General features: G+C 58.8%; 1 protein-coding gene. It reads right to left on the reverse strand.

Translation table 11 applies throughout. The annotated features are described in order from the left end of the window. Nucleotides 1-7 precede the first annotated feature (7 nt). A complete protein-coding gene (locus ABEB25_RS08965; protein WP_345736046.1) occupies nt 8-20,857 on the reverse strand; it encodes a beta strand repeat-containing protein in 20,850 nt (6,949 codons plus the stop codon). Between the last annotated feature and the right edge of the window lie 455 nt (nt 20,858-21,312).

Genomic DNA, 21,312 nt, shown 5'->3' on the forward strand with positions numbered 1-21,312 from the left:
TTCTAGTTTAACGCAGTTCTTCCAGGATGAACCGGCCGGAGAAAATCGGCGAGGTCTTGTCCGTGGTGCCGGCAGCCGCGTTTGGAAGCTGTGGCAGGAGGAAATACCCCACGCCGATCAACTGGCCTTCTTCGCGGATGATGATGCCCTGGAACTTCACTGAACGAACCACAAAATCAGGCTTCATCGGGAAGCGCGGATTGAAGTCGCGTGTGGTGAAGGAACCAGAGACCAGGCCCGTCTTCGCCACGGCACTGACGGCCGTTTTGGTGTCATTGTCAGCCACATCTCCCTTAAAGATGGTGAACTTGCTGCCCTTGATGAGGGCAAAGTCCCGGTCTGGGTCCATGGACACAAGATCCGTTTCGGAAGCATTGTAAGCGAAGCCCAGGTCCCCCCCATTGAAGAAGTCCACCGTGGTATTGTACTCAGGGACCAGAGGCTCTGGGATGTCCAAGACCAAGGTTCCCACAGGTGCATTGTAGCGACCGCCGCTGGCCACAACGACCACCGGGGTGCTGATCGGCGCACCCACGATGCCGAAGCCTGCGCGGAAGGTGCGGTCGGTCAGCTTACCAGCCGGGCGCACCCAAGTGGCGGAGCCTGACACGGTGTTGTTCGAGTTCAGCGAGTCGACATCTTGTTTGTCATCGATTTCGAACTGACCCAGAATGGAACCGCCGGGCTTCACAGCCCTGTAGAGGTATTGGAAGACGGCGAGTTCACCATTCGGCCCCACGAAGGTAGCATTGGTGAAGGTTTCGCCATCCGCCAGCTTGCCGGCCATGCTCAGCTTGCCATCCAACGCGACGGTGAAGGCCGCGTAACCTGCACCCTGGGGCACATTCGGCGTGCCACCATTCACGATCAACGGGCTGTCATCGCTGAGACCCACCGCCATGGTGTAATACCCCGTATATGTGGAGGCTGTAACCGTCTTGCTGAAGGACTGGCGCCAGCCATCAAAGTTCACCGTGGTGTAGCCGTCGGTAATGGTGCCGGAGGTGATGGTGTTGTTGCCGGGATCCAGCTCAAAGTCCAGACGAAGCGGATCAGGCAGCGGATTGCCCGTGCGCTTGATGAAGACGGTGCCGGTAGGAGCCGTGCCATTCACATTCAGAGGGCCAGCAAAGCTGTAGGTGGTGGCTCCCAGGATCAGCTTGCCAGTGAAGGTGGACTTCGTGGTGACGGTGAGGTCCACACGACCGCCTAGGTTGCCACCGAGATCTGGGTTGCGGTCCACAATGCCCACCCAGGCTCCAGGGATGGTCTGGGTCAGGTCATTGACGATGAGCGTGCCTGGGGCGGAGGTCACCTTGCCAAACTTGTTGGCCAGCGTGATCGTCACCTTGTAGCCACCCACCTTGGTGGCGGTAGGCTTGCCGGTGATCCTGCCGGAGATCGGATCGATCTTCAGGCCAGGAGGCAGGCCGGCAGCGGTGATCTTGTCCGGAGACCTGGCGCGGTCTGCGGTATTGAAGGGCACAGTGAAGAGGTAATCACGGCCGATGAGACCATCTGGGAAGGTGAATGCATCGGTGAACTGAGGAGCGGCATTGAAGACTCGGAGGTCATAACCGCTGCCGATCACTGGATCTCCCACCGGGCCTTTGATCTCACAGCGGTAGATGCCATTGTCATCACCGGTCACGCCGTCGAGGGAGGTTTTGGTGATCTTCATGATGCGGCTGGTGATGCCGGTAACGCGGGAGGCATCAATCGGCACTTCGTATTCCTCGGTGCCCATTTCATCGTCCTCAGTGCCTTCCATTTCATCAGGACCTGGGCCGATGACGACTGGGCGGGTGGCAAAGCGCATCCACTTGTAGGTGAGCGGGGTCTTGGGTCCTGCACCCACGCGGGCGGTGAAGGTAGCGGCGGCTCCGACGGCCACGGGGAGGTCAAGCGTGCTGCTGTCCACCACGACCACCTCGGCTGGGGTGGCAGTGTTGCTGACTTTGCCGGCGGTGTTCGCCACTTCGACGATGTAGGTGCCGCCCTGGGCCACGGTGGTGTTGGTATCCAGCGGGGAGATCAGCACACTCGCGGTGGTGGCGCTGGCCACCACAACGTTGTTACGCCTCCAGGTGTAGCGCAGCATCGGAAGTCCCTGAGCCGTGACTTTCAGATCGATCGGCTGACCCGCCAGAACGGTCTGGGACAGAGGCAGGCTGTTGATCTGTGGCAGAGGGTTCTTGAGATTCAGGCTGATGGTGTTGCTGGTCGCAGTGCTGGCCACCGAGTTATCCACCCGGGAGGTGACGACAACGGAGTAGTCGCCCGCAGAGATCGCCTGGACATTCGGCAGGGTATAGGTGGCAGCCGTGGCCCCCGTGATCGGCGTGTTGTTCCTTCTCCACTGGTAGCTGATGCTGCCTTCGCCTTCGAAGCTGGAGCTGAAGGTGATGGTCTGGCCTGTGTAGGTGTCGGTCGGATTGACGGTGGCGATCACGTTGGTGACTGGATCCACGACATCCACGAAGACTTCGTTGCTGGTGTCACTACCCGCGATGTTGGTCACCACGATGTAGTAGAAGCCTTCATCCGCCTCGGTGATGTTTGACAGAATCAGATTCACGTTGGTGGCGCCTTCGATGGCGACATCATCTTTGTACCACTGGTAAAGGAAACCCGCCGAACCATCGGGTTTGATGGCTTCACCATCCACACTGACCGTGAATGAGCGACTGCCACCAGGAGCGACAGGATTCACGGCTGCGATGTTTCTAATGTCAGGGAGAGACTCCACCAGGACATTGATGCTTGTGACCGCCGTAATGGAACCGCCTTCGTTGGCCGCCGTCAGCGTGTAAACACCTTGCGTGCTGAAGCTTGCTGAGAAGGTGTAGATCCGTGAGGTGGCTCCTTCGACGGCTGCCCCGTTGCGGTTCCACTGATATTTCAGCTTTGCTGGGTCACCATCGGAATCCGCCTTGCCCGACAAGGTCACCGAAGTGCCTGGAGCCAGTTTGTTGGCCTGGTTGTGATTGGATGTGGGTTCTTCCACAAACACTGGGCGGTTGATTGACTGGATGTCCACATCGGCTTCCACCACCATCAAGATGCCATGCTCATTAAAGAGGCTGACATCCCAGAGCAAGTTGCCGCCAAGAGCGAACAGGATGAGATCCAGACCCGCGAGATCTGCGCCGGTTTCCCCACCTTTGCGGGTTTCTGAACCGACATTGATAATTCCAGCGTAGCTGGCGCCTTTGATCAGGCGGAAGATGTCCCCTGCCTTCGGGGTGTAACCATCATTCTGAAGTGTGATGGTCGAGCCCGCACCCCAGTTGATTTGGCCGGTGGCCACCAGCATGTCATGCTGGGAAGTGGTAACGAGGTTATCCAAGGCCGAGGAGAATTCGTCGCTGGTGACAGTGTTCTTCCAGAAGCCATAATTGTCATCCGAGACCGTGAGGGCGTTCGGATTGTTGTAGGAGGCATTGCGCAACTGGAGCAGCGTATTGGACCCACCGCTGAAGATAGCATTGCCGCTGACGGAGAGGGTGCCGATGGCCTTGCCGCCATTGTCACCTGGGCTGAGGGTGGCACCCGAGTTCAGGGTAAGCCCGCCCTGAACGATGCCTGTGCCTGCGATGGTGGCACCACTCATCACGGTGGTCTTCAGCAGAGTGTTGGTTCCATTTGGGCTGACACCCGTATCACCGATGCCATTGCGGCCAACCTGGAGAATGCCGCCCAGAACTTCCGTGGCACCGGAGTAGTCATTGTCCAGAGTCAGCGTAGCCCAGCCGTTGCCAGCCTTAGTCAGGCTGAGTGAGGCGCTCTTCTGCTCTGTGTTTGCACCTGGGGCAAAGAACTGGCTGTTGAGCGTGCCATCGCGGAAGAAAGCATCCCAAGAAGCCTCATAGGTGACCGGGGTGGACTGGGCGATGGTCAGCGTGGCGGCCGTGGAGGCGGCGTTTTCGATGATTTCGGAGCTGCCGACGTTCGTGGAGGAAATCGTGCCTGCTTCGCCATAGAAGGCCCCGTTGCCCCCCTGGGTGGTGAGGCTGCCGATGGTGACATTCTGCCCACCCGCCTGGAGGATGGAGTTGAAATTCATCGTCACGTCATTGGCCGCTGTCAGAGCCTTCGCGTTGCCCAGGCGGAGGACAGCCGTGGTGTCATGATTGTAAACCTGATTGGTGCCGATAGTGATATCGCCCGTCCATTCGCTGTTGTCGCCATTGAGCACGACGTAACCGACGCTGCGACCATTAGGAGGCGGATTGTTGTTGTTGAGGGTGCCGTCAGCATCATCCGTCTGCACCACAAGATTACCGCTGGTGGTGGTGCCATCGCGGAAGCTGCCATTGAAGTTCACGTAGGACTGCTCACCGCCGACGGCGACGTTGGTATCGCGGATCAGCAGGATGAGGCTGTCATTGAGGGTGATGTCACCGTTGTAGCTGACCTTGTTTCCATTGGCGATGCCATCAATGCCGAGGCGTTTGGTCTGCGCTGGGTTGTAAACCACGTTGATGTCGTGGTTGATATCGAACTCAAAGCCCTGGTTGTTTGTGTCCGGGCTGAGGATGAGGAGTTCGGCAGTGCCCTGGCGGTCGTCACTGCCGAGGGTGATGGTCTTGCCGGAAGCGTAACCGGAGCCAAGCACGTCGGCCTGGTTGGCGGCGTAAACGAGGCCCTGTTTGATCACCAGGTTGCCCGTCCAATCAGGAACGTTGGCGCGGAACTCCATGCGGCCCTGGCCGTCTTTGACAATGTCGCCCGAGCCCGTGAGGTAGCCAGCGCCGTTGTTCAGACGCAGGACGGCATTGGGGACGACATCGAAGGTGGTAGTGCCCTTGATATCAAGGATGCCGTTGAGGTTCAGCGGACGGCGGTTGCCGAGATTGAACTGCTGGCCATTGAGGGTATTTGCAAAAATGCCATTGATGTCGATGAGGCCGCCGTAGGTGAAAGTGTTTCCGCCTTCAAAGGTGAAGAACTCGTCCATCGTCCAGTCGCCACCGTTGTTGCCATTGCCCAGGAAGAGCTGGATGTTGGTGCCCGAACGAAGGATGGTGCCATCGGCCCAGGAACGGTTGGAGCCCAGCACGGAGGTGGTGCCAGCGTTGTTGTTGCCTGCGTCAGACATCAGGATCAGGCTGCCCTGGCGCACATCCATCAGCCCCTGGAAGTTGCTGTTGTTGCCCAGCAGGGTGAGGGAGCCAGCGCCCATTTTGATAAGATCGCCCCGGAAGATTTCTTGGGAAACCAGAGAGGATTGGGCGCTGTTCAGGGCATTGCCGATGACGAGATTGCCCGTGGAATTGACCACATCAATGACTCCACCGCCGCCATGAAGGGCGACGCCACGGTTGTCGAGGCTGCCCGTGCCACCCGTCCAGCGGAGGGTGCCGCCATTCAGGGTGAGCTGGCTGTTGGCAAAGTTGGTCGGATTTTGACCGAGGGCGAGGGTATCGGAAATTTCCAGCACCGCACCGGTTACGAAGGTCTTGCCCGTGTAGGTGTTGTTGCCCGTGAGCTTTACAACTCCGGTGGTGCCGAACTGATCTGGAGAAGTGGTGGCTGGACCCGCGACCGTCAGGCTGCTGTTGCCCGTGATGGTGGAGCCGATGGTCAGCGTGCCTTTGCCATACTGATGAACGATGATTTCAGGCGTGCTGGTGACGATGGGCACGGAGGCGCTCGTCACGGTGGCATTGGCGGAGATCGTGATTGAGTTGCCATTGATGGCGGTGATGAAGGCTCCAGCAGGAATCCCATTGCCTGTGACAGGCATGCCCACCACCAGGTTTGCTGTGGAGGAAACGTTGGTGATGACGTTGCTGTTCACCGTGGTGCCGCCCGTGTAGCTGGTGCTGAAGGCGGCGATGGAGCCGCCATTGATGGTCTTGTTCGCAGCTCCGGTGTTGCTGCTAACGAGGATGCCGCCGGCTACGCCGTCGCCCGAGAGCGTCAGGGTCTGCCCACTGCCGATAGTGACGAGGCTGTCTGCCATCGTATCAAAACGGACCGTGTTGAGGATCTTGCTACCCGTGAGGCTGCCATAGAAGCCGACACCGCCGTTTTCAGAAACATCCATGCCTGTATTCCAGGCGCTGACGTCATTCAGATACTCCCCAGCCACGCGGCTGATGGCCTTGACACGGTTGGAGGCACCAGCATCGGCCATGGCGAAGTCGAGGGCCTCGCGGGCCGTGTTGCCGTAGGTGGCCCAGGAGATAATGCGGTTCTTGACGGCGGCATTCGTGAAGTTGTTGAAATTCAGGGAAATGATGCCGTTGCCATTGCCAGTGATGGCCTCCACAAAGTTCACAGTCGAACCTATGTCGCGGGTGAGGTTGGAGCGGTTGTTGTTCGCATTCGCGTTACCCACGTTCACCGTCATGCTGCGGGTGCTGCGGCCTTCGGCAATAAGTTCCGTGGTGCCTGCGCGAAGCTGAAGCACGCGGTTGGTATTGCTGGTGACGGCATAATTGACGGTGCTGTTGGCCGCCAGATTCGCCAGGGCATGCACAACACCGCCGCTGAAGCGTGCGTTATCTGCACCCACTCGGGCGACGTTCTGACCGCTGTGATCCAGCACCAGCCTGCCACCGGCGATTTCAAAGCTGGCATCCGAGGCCGTTGCATTGGTGGAACTCTGCAGAATGACGGTGCCACGGCCCACTTTCATGAAGCCTAGGTTGTCTGGGAAGGTTCCAGGGTTGTTTATCAGACGTTGGTCAAAGACCACCGTGCCACCTGCATTGGCATAGAGGCGCACAGCCGTGCCGCCAATGGAGAGGGTGCCAGTGGCGGTGGAACTGCCGAAACGAACCTCACCCGACTCGTTTGTGCCACCGATCCATTTGATCCCTGAACCCGCCGTGCTCCAGGAGGCCATGTTGAAAATCTGGCCTGGCTTGGTCATCAAGAGGGAGCTCTGAGAATTGTTGGCGTTGCCCAGAATAAAGCCCTGCTGGCTGGTGCTGCCGTTGGTCGCAAAGGAAGTGGTGGTGGAGTCCGCATTCGGGATCTTGGAGATGGCGGTGTCTGTCCAGAAACCACTGCCGTCGCGGGCCGGATCGTTCGGATCGTAATTCACGATCATGTTGCCCTGGATCACCGTCAGACGACCAGCGGCGTTGTACTGCTTATCATAGACGAAATTCCCTTCCGTCGTCCCGGCGAGTTGCACGCGAAGCACTTCGTTTTCATTGGTGCGCACGCCCGCCACGGTCGGCAGGGTGGAAATGCGGTCGGCGATAGGCACCGCATTGCCATTGACATCTCCACGGTCACCAAACTGGCCACGGAAGATCATGGTGTTGCTGCCGCCCATCTCAAACTGGACAAGACGGGGGTCAATCGCGGAGACGTCACTGGTGACAGCGGTGGAGCCACCATAGATGTTGCCATTGATGATGGCGGTGGCCGAGCCGTCGGTGCGCACCAGCGGGGCGAAGAGGACCTGGCCTGCGGCGTCCACGTTATCAATGACCAGATTAGTGTACCAGTTGGTCAGGTCGTTATCGACACGCATGACGTACTGGTTGGCCTGAAGAGCCTTGACCAGGATGTTCTCATAAGCTGTGGGGGTGCCCACCTGGAGACCGCCGCCCGTGTTCAGGGAGCCGTTTCCTTCGATGACCACACCGTTCCCCGCGCCACCTGCGCCGAGGCCCTGACGGCCACTGCGGAGGAAGAGGGTGCCGTTGTTGATGGTGGTGACACCTGAGTAAGTATTGCTGCCATCCAGCACGACCTGGGCGATGCCCGTCTTCAGGAGACCGCCTGTGCCCGCGATGGTGGAGCGGATTTCGAAGTTGGCCGTGGCCACGATACCGTCCGAGGTGCGGATCATGGCGTTCTGGTTGTTGATGATCGCTTCACGATTGCCAAAATTCAGCGTGCCACCGGCGATAATGGTCGCCAGGTTGCTGCTGTTTCCTGTGGTGAAGGAAGCGCTGCTGATCATGCCAGAATTGATGGTCAGCGTGCCATCCACATACATCTGGATGGGGTTGCCATCCACGTAGCTGGTGAGGGTGGTGCGGTCGTTGATGGGGGCGGTGGCTCCATCGCCATTGTTATCAGCCAGGGCACCGAAACGCAGGGCATTGATGGCCGTGTTGTCACGCACGATGGTGAACGCATCGGAAAGGTTGACGTTTTTGCCAGCAGCACCGCCTGCGACATTGTCAATCAGCCCATTGGCAGGCACGTAGTATTCGGAGTCATCGAGCGGACGCAGAATTTTCGTGGCCGCGTCATAGGTCATGAAGTGGGATGCGGTGATGAACTGCTGGTTGCGGCCCTGGTTGAGGTAATCCGAAGCACCGCCGTTGTTGAAGCTCAGGAGACGGATGTCGCTGAGGTATTCATGCGGCATGATGCCGCCCAGCAGGCCGATGATGACACTCTTGTCCGTGGTGCCGACACCGTTGCCCACCTGGGTGAGGCCGCCAATGTTATTCAACGTGATGCGGACGCTTTCAGGAGTGCTGGTGGTGCCGAACTTCGAGGTGGAATCAAGGTTGTTGAACTGAAGAACGGAACCGGCACTGCGGCTGATTTCGCCAATGGTCAGCGAGATGGCCGTATTGGCACCATCCGTGGGCATGATGTCGAGGATGTTGGTGCCCGAGTTGACATTGATGCGTGCGCCGCCCGTCGTGGCCAGGGACTCACTATTGTTGGTGGTACCACCGATGATCTTCAGCCAGCCATGATCGAAGTTGATGCTGGCGGCGTCATTGATGCGGTCATTGTTGTTGCCGCCCACCACACCTGCGCCGCTGCTGGCATCCAGGCGGTTGGTGTTGTCGAGCGTGATCAGACCACGACGCTGAAGGTTGATGCTGTTCGTGCCGGAAAGACGGCCATTGGAACCGGAGAGCGTGACACCCCACTCAGCCCAGGCTTCAGCATCCCCCAGGGTCTGGTAGTCCACCCCGTTGATGTTGGTCAGATTGTCCTGCCAGGCCACAGCCGCTGTGATGAAACGCAGGACATTGACACTGCCGGTGAAGGTGTTGTTGCCCGTGAGGCGCAGTTCACGTGCCCCGGTTTTGGTGAAGCCGCCGGAGCCAACGATCTGGCCATTGACCACCAGCTTGGACTGGATGGTGCCGGTGAGGTTGCCCTGCTCTCCCAGCGTCTGCTGAATGGCGCTGCCATCAATGTGGAACACGTTGCGGTCCGCATCGCCGAGGAGATTGATCTGGCCGGTGAGGTAGGTGCGGGGGTTCGGGATGGTGGCATCGTTGCCCACGTCAATGTAGTTTACACCCTGGTTGGATTTAGCGCGCACGCCGTCCATGGTGATGTTGACGCTGTGGCTGGTGTTCCAGCTACGATAAAAGTTCAGACGTGCGCCGATGTTTGGGCCGACTCCGAGGGTGGAGTTGGTATGGTCGGCCAGAGTGGCGCCGCCATAACCAATGGTGATGCCATTGGTGATGTTGGCGTTGGTAAGGCCATTGAAGGTGGCATCGGAGCCTGCCTCTTCCTCGATGCGGAAGGTGCTCTCACGGATGTCGATGGAGCTCAGCGGGCTGTTGAATTTAGGATCGCGGAAGGTGACACCGACACCGTTGGCATCGTTGGCAGTGGAGCTGCCGACGATGGTCAGGTTGGCATTGTTGCCTTCGATCACGGCTTCCACCCGGGTGAGGTTACCTGGCAGGTTGGAGCCGACATTGGGATTGATGTCGAACGGAGCCACGACGAGCCTGGAACTGTTGACAAAACCGCCACCGCTCAAGGTGGTGTTGCCCTCGAAAACCACGCTGGAGACGACCCCGAGGCCACTGGTATTTTTCAGGGCACCCACGTTGTTGACGCCAGAACCACTGACGCGGATGACTTCGCGAGAGGTGGTAGGATCATCCGCGTAATTGAGAGAGTTGCCGCGAAGGTCAATGGTGGCACCGGACTGGACGATGGTTTCATTGCCCAGCCCTGTGGCTCCCAAAGCGCGGGCGTTGCCGACGCGGAGCTCACCCGCAGCGACGATGATCTGACCCATCAAAAGTGGGTTGGAATTCGGCGTGGTGGAACCGGCGGCGGCCCCATCCAGGAATCCGACCATCTGGTTGGCGCTGAGAGTCAGGATGCCGTTGCCAGACTTGGTGAAGCCATTGGTCGTGCGGATAGGCGCGCTGATAGTCAGTGCCTGAGTGGTGCCCACATTGAAGTTCACACCCGCTGTCGTGGTGTTTTGCAGCGTCATCACCCCAGAGATGGTGGCATTGGAATTGGTGGCACCGTTGTTGGTGACGGTGAAAAGAGCACCCTGCTTCAGAACAATGCGGTCTGCGAAGTTCTGCCCGGAACCATTGATGTCCAGACGACCGCCTGCCTCAATGGTGGTGATACCACGGATGCTGCCGAGGGCGTTGTTGTTGCCACGGATGCGGAGGGTACCGCCCTGGACCAGGATGTCGCCCACCCAGTTGCCACTGTCTCCCGACAGGGTGAAGATGGACTGGTTGGTAGCTGCCAGATGCAGGAGGCCACCGCCATTGAGAGCACCCGCAGCAAACTCAAGACTGGAGTTGGCCACGTTCAGGCGCAGGGTGGTGCCGTCGGCCATGCTGATGGGGTTGCTTCCGTTCCCCAGACGTGCGGCACTGGTGGCAGCGGTGCCGTCACCAATCTGGACCACGCCTTCCTGGATGTTCAGTCGGCCCGTGTAAGTATTGGCCGCATTCAGCACCAGGAGTCCTGCACCGGTTTTGGTCAGGGCCTGGGCATTGGTATTGTTCGCGATGATAGCATTGATGCTCAGCGAGCCAGAACCATGGTGATGAATGATGGTGTCCAGGTTCCCCGTATTGGCCGAACGGCGTAGGGTGCCAGCAGAGCCAGCGATGACGATGTCATCCGTGACGTTTTTGGTCACCAAGATACCGCCTGTTTCGAGGGAGAGGATGCCCGCCAAGTTCAGGGTGGTGACGCCGCCGTTGTTGGTATTGAAACGCACGGTGTGCGTTACCGCATTGGCCGCTGCATTCACCGAAGCGGAGGTGATGTCGGTATTGGCATTCGCCGCAAAGGAATTCGCGGTGTAGGTGCTGAGCGCATTGATGGCGATGTTTGTCCCCGAAGCGGCCGAGACAGCCCAGTTGGTGCGGTCAATGGTGGCATAGGCCCCGCTGGCGGTGTTGGTGCCAGTATTGGCCAGGATGCCGCCCGAGGTATTGACCGTATTGGTGGTGGCGATGCCAGCCGCGCTGAAGTCAATGGTGCCATATTCATTGACGCCGTTAGCAACAGCACGGGTGATCGTGCCCATCTGCAGCACCGAGGAGCCGCCATTGCGGATGACTCGGTTGGCCCCGTTGTTCAGGGTGGTCGCGGAGACGATTTCCGTGTGGCTGCCGCCAGAAAGGACCACGGTGCCGCCTGCAAACGCAGGCTGGTAAGTCTGGCCGCCGACGTCGTTGTCAGCCCCAAGACCCGTGGTGATGCCTGCACCTGCGCCAGAGAAGCCCAGTTCCAGAGCGGCACCATCGGCCAGCTTGCTGGTATTGGTGCCACCAGCGGTGGTGTCATAGTTCAAAACGATGCTCCCACCAGCCACGTTGGTGATGCCGGTGAAGGTGTTGCTGCCGCTGAGGGTGAGGGTGCCGCGGTCAAACTTGATGAGGCGGGAAGTGCCGACGCTGCCGCTGATGATGCCCGTGATGTTCAGGGAGGCACCTTCATCGACGCCCAGACGGAAGTTGGCATTGGAGCCGCCAAAGACCAGGCCGCCGGCCCAGGTATTGGCTCCGGTGGATGCGACCAAAGTGCCGTCACTGACGGTATTGGTCAGGGTCTGATTCATCGTCAACCCGCCACGAAGCTGGAGACCTGTGCCCGCGCCGCCAGCCAGGGAAATGGCACCGGTGCCAAGAGCGCCTGCATTGGAAATGGCCAGGGTACCGCCGCTGATGGTGGTGGTACCAGAGTAAGTATTGGCGTTGTTCAGAACCCACATGCCGCCATCCGCCTTGGTCAGGGAGGTGATGCCTGTTCCATTGTTGGAAATCAGCGGGGCAAAGGTGTTTTCAGAAACGGTACCACCGCGCAGAGTCAATGTCTGGTTGGTATTGGAGGTGAGGAAGGCGATGGCCCCCGTGTTGGTAAAGTTCATCGCAGGTGCAAAGTCGCCAAACACCTGTCCGTCTGCCCAGATGCCGCCCGCGCCTGCCCCTGCGCCCAACGTGAAGAGGCGATCGGTGGTTCCGTCCAAATCTCTGACGCCCAGCCAGCGCAAGCCGCCGCCGCCCGTGCCGGAATCCAGGATCAGATTCGAAGCCTCATTCGAGGAAGCGCCAATGCCGCTAGCCTGGCCACCGTTGGCCAGATGCAAAACGTTGATGCGGTTGATGACCGGGTTGGTGGTGTTCGTCATCACCCGGGTCGGCCCCGTGTAGGTGTTCCGGTTGGTGAAGGTCATGTCACGCGCATTGGTGTCATTGTTGGTGCGGACGATGCCGCCGCCACCCGTGACGATCCCGTTGAAAGTGTTGGAGGCCGCACGAAGGGTGAGCGCCTGGCCGCTGGCGATGTCCACCGTGGTACCGATGGTGCCCTGGAGGGAACCGATGGTTTCCGACTGATACACTCGCAGGGTGGAGCCACCGACAGAGGAGTTGTCAGACCCAGCGTTGGAAAGGTTGATGAGGCCGTTGTCGAAGATGGCGAGACCACCGTTGATTTCGAGCGTGCCACGGGCCACCGTGGTGGTGCCTTCGTAGGTGTTGGCACCTGTCAGTCTCCAGGTTCCAGGGCCTTCCTTGAGAATGCCTACCGAATTGCCTGTGCTGAGAGTGTCAGAAATGACCCCGTTGATGGTGTTGGCCCCGGTGTTGGTGCCATCCAGAATCCAGTTACGGCCGCCATCATTACCGGCTTTAAAAGTGCCATTAAAGACGAGGACCTTGTTGCCATTGTTGACCAACTCGCCGTTGCCCGGGTTGTTGGTGCTGTTGTAAGGCTGGATAAAGGTGATCAGGCTGCTAAAGGTGGCCGTGCCTGCATTAGGGTCGTTAAAGACGATGGTACCCGTAGAGCCAAGGCCCGAGGCGGCACCCAGGTTATCACCGCCGCTGAACACATCGAATTTACGACCGTCAAAATTCCCCGTGCCGAGCGAGATCTCGCGAGTGGCGGTCAGGTCGCCGAACACACTGCTGGTGCCAGTGCCGTTGCCTAAGTTGCCAGCCAGTTCCAGCACACCCAAGTCCACGGTGACATTGCCACTGAAGTTGTTCGTGCCATTGGTCAGGATCCAGCGGCCGAGGCCATACATATCGTTGTTCCCAGTGCCTGAGCCCAAGAAAACAGCCGGGTTAATGACGAGTGACAGCACGCTGCCTGCCTCATCAATCTGGCCATTGACGGTGTTGCCAATCGTCTGGCCATGCAGGATCAAGGTCTTGTTTCCTGGGTTGGTAATGGTGATGGGGCCATCCAGGATGAGGGCGCTTTTGCCGCTGCCGGCGATGCGCACGGTGCCTGCACCGCCGGTGAGGTTGATGCCACGGTCCGTGGTTTCACCCAGGCCCATGTATTCAAGACGAGTATCACCCGTGCCGTTGAGAACGCCGAGGTTGATGTTGTAGTTGGTGCCCAGGGAACTCACCATGCCGGTCATCGGCAGGCTGTTGACACGGACGGTCGTGACCTGGTTGGTGCTGCCGATATTGGCAGGGGTATTGAGGTCGTTGGTGCCGAAGAGTCCCACCCAGGCGGTGCCGCCATTGGCGCTGATGTTCAGAGTCCCCTCACCCGTGATGTCACCAAAATTGCCCACTGTCACCGCATCATCAAGCGTGAGGGTGGCACCATTATTCAGACGGATGAGAGATCCGCGCATGGTGGAGATGAGACCGGTGGTTTCATCATAGTTGAAGTGGATCTGAGCGCTCCGGCTCAGGTAGAAGTCGTTGTCGTCGTTGAGACCCTGACTGGCACTGTTGTCCACGATCAGCGTGCCCTTCTTGATGTAGTTGCTGCTATTGAAGGTGTTGATGCCCTTCAGAGTGATGCTGCCAGCGCTGCGGAAGGTATAAACACCACCACCGCCGAGGGCTCCCCAGAGTTCCTGGTTGAGCTCTTCATTCAGGTTGGCGAACACCATGTTGCCATTGTTGTTGATGTTGATGCTGTTGTTTTCACCGTTCTGGATTAAGCCGCTGAGCACCAGCTTGCCGCCGCCTTCGGTCTGGAGGACTGAGCGCTGATCCGCAATGCCGTGCTGGCCGGCGGTAATCGTCCCGGTGAGCTGCAAGGAACCCAGGCTGAAACGGTTCAGGCCCGCATTCCGCAAAGAGGTCCCTTCCAAATAAGGATTGAGGGTGATGTTGTTGGCCAGGGTGACGCTCTTGAGCAATTGGTAGCGCAGCCAGCTTTCACCACCGTTGCCAGCCTGAATGGTGACGTCCCCTGTGCCGATGGAGCCTGTGTAGGTATCGGCACCCACCCGCAGGGTGGCAAAGAGGTTTTGAATGCCCACGGCCCCTTGGCCACCGATGGTGGTGGTGCCGGTGTAGTCATTGTCCCTCGTCATCACGATGGTGTTGCGCGCCTGGATGTAATTACCGGAGCCGGTAATTTTGGCCCCTAGGACGAGCTGGGCATTGCTGGTGTTGGTAATGACCGAGGTGTTGTTTCCGGTCGTGATGACACCGCGACCCACAGAGCCATTCGTGTTGTTGCCAATTTGCAGGGAGGTGCGGCTGCCGAGAGTGATATCGCCAATCTGGTTGTTGGGATTGGTCAGGATGATTCTCCCCCCGCTGAGTCCGTTGCCAGCCGTGGTGATCGTCGCATTTGGATAAGTGGTCACAGGTCCAGCCAGGATGAGGTCCACCCCCGTGCTCGGGGCCTCCAGAGTGCTGCTGGTGGTCACGGTAAGCGGGCCGGAGAGTGTGGAAGCCCCCACTGCGGCAGCCAGGGTGCCACCATTGAGAACCACGCTTTCGAGGGAATTGACGCCGCGCAGTTCGAGAATGCCTGCGGCTGCCACACTGGTGAGACCGGCCGTGGAGCCGAGACCGCGATCGGTGCCGACAGAGAGCCTGCCAGCAAGCACCTGAGTGGGCCCGGTGTAGCTGCTATTGGAACCACGCAGAGTCACGGAACCAACGTTCAACTTGCGGATGACGCCCGAACCGATGATGTCATTGTTGACTTCATAAATATCGTTTGCCCCACCCCGGTTGAATGAAAGGTAACCGAAGTTTTGGATGGCGAAGCTGCCGCTAGGGTTGCCCAGGCTGCCTCTGCTCTGGGAGGGGCCAGGAGGAGAGTCGCCGAGTTCAAGAACACCTCCGAGGATGCTGGTCTGGCCATTGTAGCCGTTGAGCTTGGTGAGAATCAGCTTGCCCTGACCGACCTTGGTGAGGCGGGTTGCCTGGCCATTGTCCACGATGGGCACATCAATGGTGAGGGTGCCGCGGGTATTGTGCTGATGAACGATCAATTCACGCCGCACCTGGTTGCCAGAATCGCCGCCGGTAATGGAGAAGCCTTCTTCAAAGCTGCTGATGCGGAGATTGTTGGAACCCACGTTCGGAGTCACCAGCAGACCGCCCGACTGAATGCGGGTGGAGTTTTCAAGAAGGAGATTCACCGCCGTTGGATTGTTGAAGCGGATGGAGCCCGCATTTCCAGGAAGGAACAGGTCGCCAGAGCCAACGATGTCCAAATTGTTGTTCGAGGCCTGTTCAAGGTCGGTGGTGAAGGCGGTAAAGCCGTTGACGGCGACGCCCGCCCCATTGGATTTGGCCCAGGAAACGACCGGATTACCGTCGCCATCCACAGCATGGTAGGTGGCGTAACCGCCCAAGATGCCGTTGACGTTTGCAGCCGAGGTGGAGACAGAGGCACCGCGGATCTGAAGAACCCCACCGCCGGATCCTGGATTGATCCCACTAGGAAGTGTGGTTGTATCGCGGGTGATATTGTTGAGCTGCAGCATGGCATTGGGGCCAGTGCCGATCTGCGTGGAGATGGTCGTCACACCGGTGCGGATGCTGGTGTTGGCGATGGTCTGCCCGGCAGACCCGCTGAGGTAGATGTTACCGCCATTGAGGACGAGCGGGCCTGCGATGATTTGGGGCGCTGTGCTGCCATAATCCAGGTACAAAGAGGACCCGGTATTGAGAGTCGTGTTGCCCAGATAGCTTTGGGCGGTGGTGAGCCGGATGCTGCCGCCGGTAGCCAGTGTGAGGCCGCCGAATCCCGTGATGTTACCCGTCCAGGGATTGCTGGCCACGCCACCTGCGGGAGCGGCACTGATGGTGAGGGTGCGATCGAGGTTGATGGTCACGTTGCCATTGCCAGAAAGGGAGCCGATGACATCCGACTCCTGAGCCACCAGGACACCGGTGTTGTTGACTTTGACATTGACGGCGTCGCCCAGGGTGCCAGCGGCCCGATCCAGAGTGACTTTGCCACCCAGGACATTGAAGGAACCCGTTTGGGTGAGGTTGCTGTCACCGGTGAGTCTCCACCCATCCGTTTCGCCCACTGGGTCAAGGGTAGAGAGGACATTGACTTCGCCGGGGCCATCGAAGGTACCGTTGAAGGTGCTGGAGATGTCTGTGCCGAAGGCGTTGAGCGTTAGGCTGCCACCACGGAGGAACACGGTGCGGGAACCCACTTCAAAGGCTGAAGAAAGAGAAGAAACGGTCTGGCTGGCTCCATTGAGGTCAAAGGCCACGTTGCGGGCGGTGCCGTCGTTGCCAGCAGTCAGCCGAAGCCGAGTGGTCTCAGGCAGGCTGCCGAAGCCGCTGGAGGCCAGGATGCCAACGCCGGAGCTGGTGCCATAAGCCCCCAGGCGCATGACGCTGTTGGTATTGTTACCGGAGGCAGCCACGATGTTGGTAGAGCCCGTGTAGGTGTTGTCGCCCAGCAGTTCGATGATGTTGGGGCCTTCTTTGGTAATGTTCCCATCTCCCTTGATGGCACCACCGTAACGGAGGACGGTATTTACAGCCGTGCTGCTCAGCGTGAGAGTGGGAAGGTTGGAATCACTGGTTACGAGATCCACCAAGCGGACTTCACCGTCGGTGCCGCTGAGGTAGGCACCACCGAGAGCGCCCAAGACGCCGTTGGCATAAGTAGTGACCGCACCACGGCCACCGCCGACGAGGGAGACGACCGATTGGGAAATATCGGTCGCAAGTTCCAGATAAGCACCCGGCTTATTGCTGATGGCGAGACGGGTACCGGAGTTCAGTCCTTGAGCCCCCGTGACGGACAAGCCGCCCGACTCCACTCTCACAGTGCCTTGCATGACCCCTGGGCGATCACTTTGCCAAGTGAGGGTGCCGTTGCCCTCTTTGACAAACACAGAAGTCGCACCGCCCAAAATGCTGCCTTTGTAGGTGGTGGTGGCATCGTTTCCACCCACGGCCAGGAGCATGTGAGTGGTTTCACCCGAAAGGTTGATCGTCGAGTGAGGCAAATCGGTGTTCAGGTTGCTGACACCGCCACCGATGGAGCCGATACGCTCGAAAAGCAGGGCCGAAGCCACGTTGTTGGTGAAGTCGAGAGTGGTGGAGAGGGTGTCGCTGAAGACCAAGGAAGCCTCGTCATCAATGATGTTCTGGGTCCAGTTGCGGCCGCCGGAAGTGACGCCGCCAACCTGGAGGGAACCTTCGGCGATGGTCATGGTGCCACTGAGGGTGTTGTTACCTGAAAGGACGGTACGACCTGCACCTGTTTTGGTCCAGTTGCCCTCGCCCTCAAGTGTGCCAGACATTTCCCCGACGGTGCCGAAGGTGAGAGGGATATTCGTAAAATCTCCGCCAATCGTTTTGTTCACCAGGATCTGATTGCCCGCGAGCACCTGGGTGATGTAAACGCCCGTAAGGCCGGGAATAGTGACAGACATGCCAGGGCGGAGATTGGCCGCTGCATTGATGTTGGTGAGTTCGATGACACGGGTTTCCGCATCCAAAGTCCCAGAATGGACGACGCTGCCGGTAGCCGTCTGCGTCGTGGTGAGAGTGGCACCCGAAGCGATGCTAACGGTGGTGCCGGGGCCTGCATTGAGCGCACCCATGATCTGGGAAGTATTGACTTCCAGGCGGGCATTCATGCCATTCACAGTCACCGGCACATTGTTGGCGAGAGTATTGCCACCTGCGCGGGCGAGAACGAGGGTACCGCGCTGGATTTCAAGACCGCCTGTGAAGGTGTTGGCACCGCTGAGGGTCATGATGCCGTTGCCAGCTTTGACCAGGCTGCCGGAGCCGGAAATGATCCCCGCGTAGGTCGTGGTGGCACCGTTGCCACCCACCGTGAGCCTGCCTGCGTCCAGGCTGACATTGCCACCGGATGCACCGCCACCGCTGAGGGAACCGATCGTTTCCGATTTGCCATTGAGATCCAGACCGACGCCAGCGGCATTGGCCAGGGTGAGGGCGGTGAGATCTGGCAGGACTTCAACCAGGGCAGAGGGTGAGATGCTAAGGGTACCGCCATTGACGGTGGTGGAGCCATTGTAAGCGTTGCCGCCAGCCAGTTCCCAATTGGTGCGGCCTGTTTTGATGATGTTGCCTTTACCAGCGCCCGCAGTGCCGCTCATGGCGATGACGCCACGGATGACATTGGTGGTGCCAACGACATCGTCGGCGAAGGTCAGATTGGAATCCGAAGTGCCAGCACCGATGAGGATGCGGCTGCCTGCGGCGCTGGTGAGGGTGCCAAAACTCTGGGTGACACCGGCCGCCAACTGAAGGGTGGAGCCATCACCATTCAGGGAAACGGTAGGGGAGGCAGCGAGGTTGCCACCGGCCTTCATCTGCAGGAGGCCGTTGCCATTGATATTCAGGGAGGTGGCGGAAGTGAGGTTGCCCGCCTGCAAGGTGCCGCCTGCATTGACTGTCACGTTGGTGGTGGCAAGTGCGGAGGTGATCAAAACGCCTTCATTGACGCTGAGGGGACCGGTGAAAGTTTGGTTGGCCGTGAAGGTCTGGGTGCCAGCACCTTCCTTGATCAGGCCGCCCGTGCCTGAGATGATGCCTGAGTAGCTGAGAAGATCGTTTTCCAGGTTTTGGAGGGTCAGGGTGCCAGCACCCAGGGTGACGTTGCCGCCTGTGGTCCCGCCGCCAGCCAGGCCGCGGATGGTGTTGTTAAAGCCCGCGAGGTCCAAAGTGGCCCCGGACACGTTGGCAAACTGAAAGCGTGAATTGGCGGAAAAGGCATTGGCCTTGCCAGCACGAAGGACGCCAGCATCAATCAAGGTGCTGCCAAAATAGGTGTTGGCGCCCGTGGGATTGAGGATCAAAACCCCGGTGTTCTGCTTCTGCAAGGTATGACGGTTGGTGTCCGTGCCCGCAGCACCCGTGATGTTGCCGGTGATGGTGTCGGTGGTGGTAGTGTTCCAGCGAAGGCTGCCCGTGTTGTCTGCGCCAGAGTTGCCGTAGATTTCAATGTTGCCCGCTTTGTTGATGGCACCGGTATTGCCGATGGTCAGGCGTCCGTTGGCCACCGTCGTCGTGCCTGTATAGGTGGAAGAAGTGCCGTTGAGCACCAGTTCGGAGGCACCAGCCTTCACGACATTGACCACATCCGTACCGTTGTTCACGATGTTGGAGGTGATGGTGAGTACGTTCTGGGTCTGCCAGATGTAGAGGCTGTCAGCGATGCTATTCGCGGTGCCACCGGCGGTCAGGTTGCCACCCGAGATGGTGGTCGCAAAATTGTCCGTTTTCAGGAGTCCTCCAGAAGCGATGTTCAGGGTGGCACCTGTGGCCTGGGCAAAAGTGAAAGTTGACCCAGCACTCAATTTCAGGGAATTGATGGTGCCTGCAGCCACGGTTCCTGTGACCGCGCCTGTGACACGCACGTTGTTGGTGGCGGCTGGCACCGTCCAGGCCCCTGTGCGATCCGTGTAAGCCGTCAAAGCAGCGGCGGGTGTACCCGTGTTTCCGACGAGCCAGTCAGCGTTATTGAACACGGCCCAGCCACCCAGCATGCCGTTCACATTGGCCTGGGAGGTGGTGAAAAAGCCAGCGGAGTTGACATTGAGGAGGGCGTTTTGGTTCGGCCGGTTGATGGCACCGACACTGATGCTGGCGGTGGTGCCACCGCGCAGGACCTGATTGAGGCCAGAGCCGAGATTGAGGCCATTGACCACCTGGGTGAAAGTGGACCCACCCTGGACGGTCACCGTGCCACGGTTGAGGTTGAGGCTGCTGCCGCTGTCAATGCGATTGGCGGTCGAGGTGTAGTCCAGGATCAGTGCCGAGTTGTTGACGGTGGTGGCTCCGGTAAAGGTATTGGCCCCGCCAAGGTTGACGGTGCCGCCGAGGCCGTTGATGCCAGGATTGATGGTCAGGCCGGTGCCCGTGCCCGTGATGTTGGATACGACCTGCAGGGTGCGGCCCTGGGCCACGCTCCAGGTGGCTGCACCGGCATTGTCGAGCGCCAGCGTCATGGTACCGCCAGTGTTGTTGTTGATCACCAGGTTTTGAGTGGCACGGGATAGGTCAATCCCTGCCGAACCGATACGCAGGGTCTGACTCTGGCTGGCGTTGTTTTGCAGGGTGATGATGCCGCCGGGATTCCACACCCGCAGCCCTTGCACGGCCAGGGTGCTGTTGGCGACGTTGGAAATACGGAAGGTGGAGGCCGCTGTGATGTCGTTCTTAAACAGCAGGATGTCCGAAGCCGTAGGCTCGGCATTGTCCGCATAATGGGCACCCGGGAGAACGATGGTCGGTGAAAGATAGGTGTTGGAGCCACTGTTGGTCTTCACCAAAACCTCGCCATTGCTCTGCAGCGAAAAGGCCAGATTGGAAGCAATCATCAATACCGTCACTGGCACGCGCAGCCGATGGCGCAGAGTGTGCATCATCTGCTCAGACACATTGAGCTGCGGATGGGATTTTTTCATATGAGTGGCGGGTAAAGAGTTCAGTTGCTAACCAAGTTAGACAGGTGCGAGCCGTCAAACTCGTTACAACTTTGCTTAAAATTCGTAATTCGTTGAAATCCAGCACCTTGAATCAGGCAAACGAGACTTGATTCGGCCCCATAAACAGCATTTCCAACACGCATGACGCGTGAAGAAGACCTGCAGAAGGAGGTTGGGGGCAGGATAATCACCGATTTTTAGATTATTGACTATGTAATCACAAAGTCATGTCAGTCTCCAAGCACAATTTTTTCATATCCTGCGAATTCCTCCAAATTGGCCGACCTCCAGCTACAAAGGAATCTCATTGCTGTTTTTTGGGCTATTCTTTACCCCTGCCCAGTAGATGCCTCGCTTACGCCTCGAAGCGGGCAAAAGACTGATTGATCAATCCTTTATTTTCAGATCCACTTCTCACAAAAAGAGGATCCAGA

The sequence above is a fragment of the Prosthecobacter algae genome, from assembly GCF_039542385.1.
Classification (GTDB): Bacteria; Verrucomicrobiota; Verrucomicrobiia; order Verrucomicrobiales; family Verrucomicrobiaceae; genus Prosthecobacter; species Prosthecobacter algae.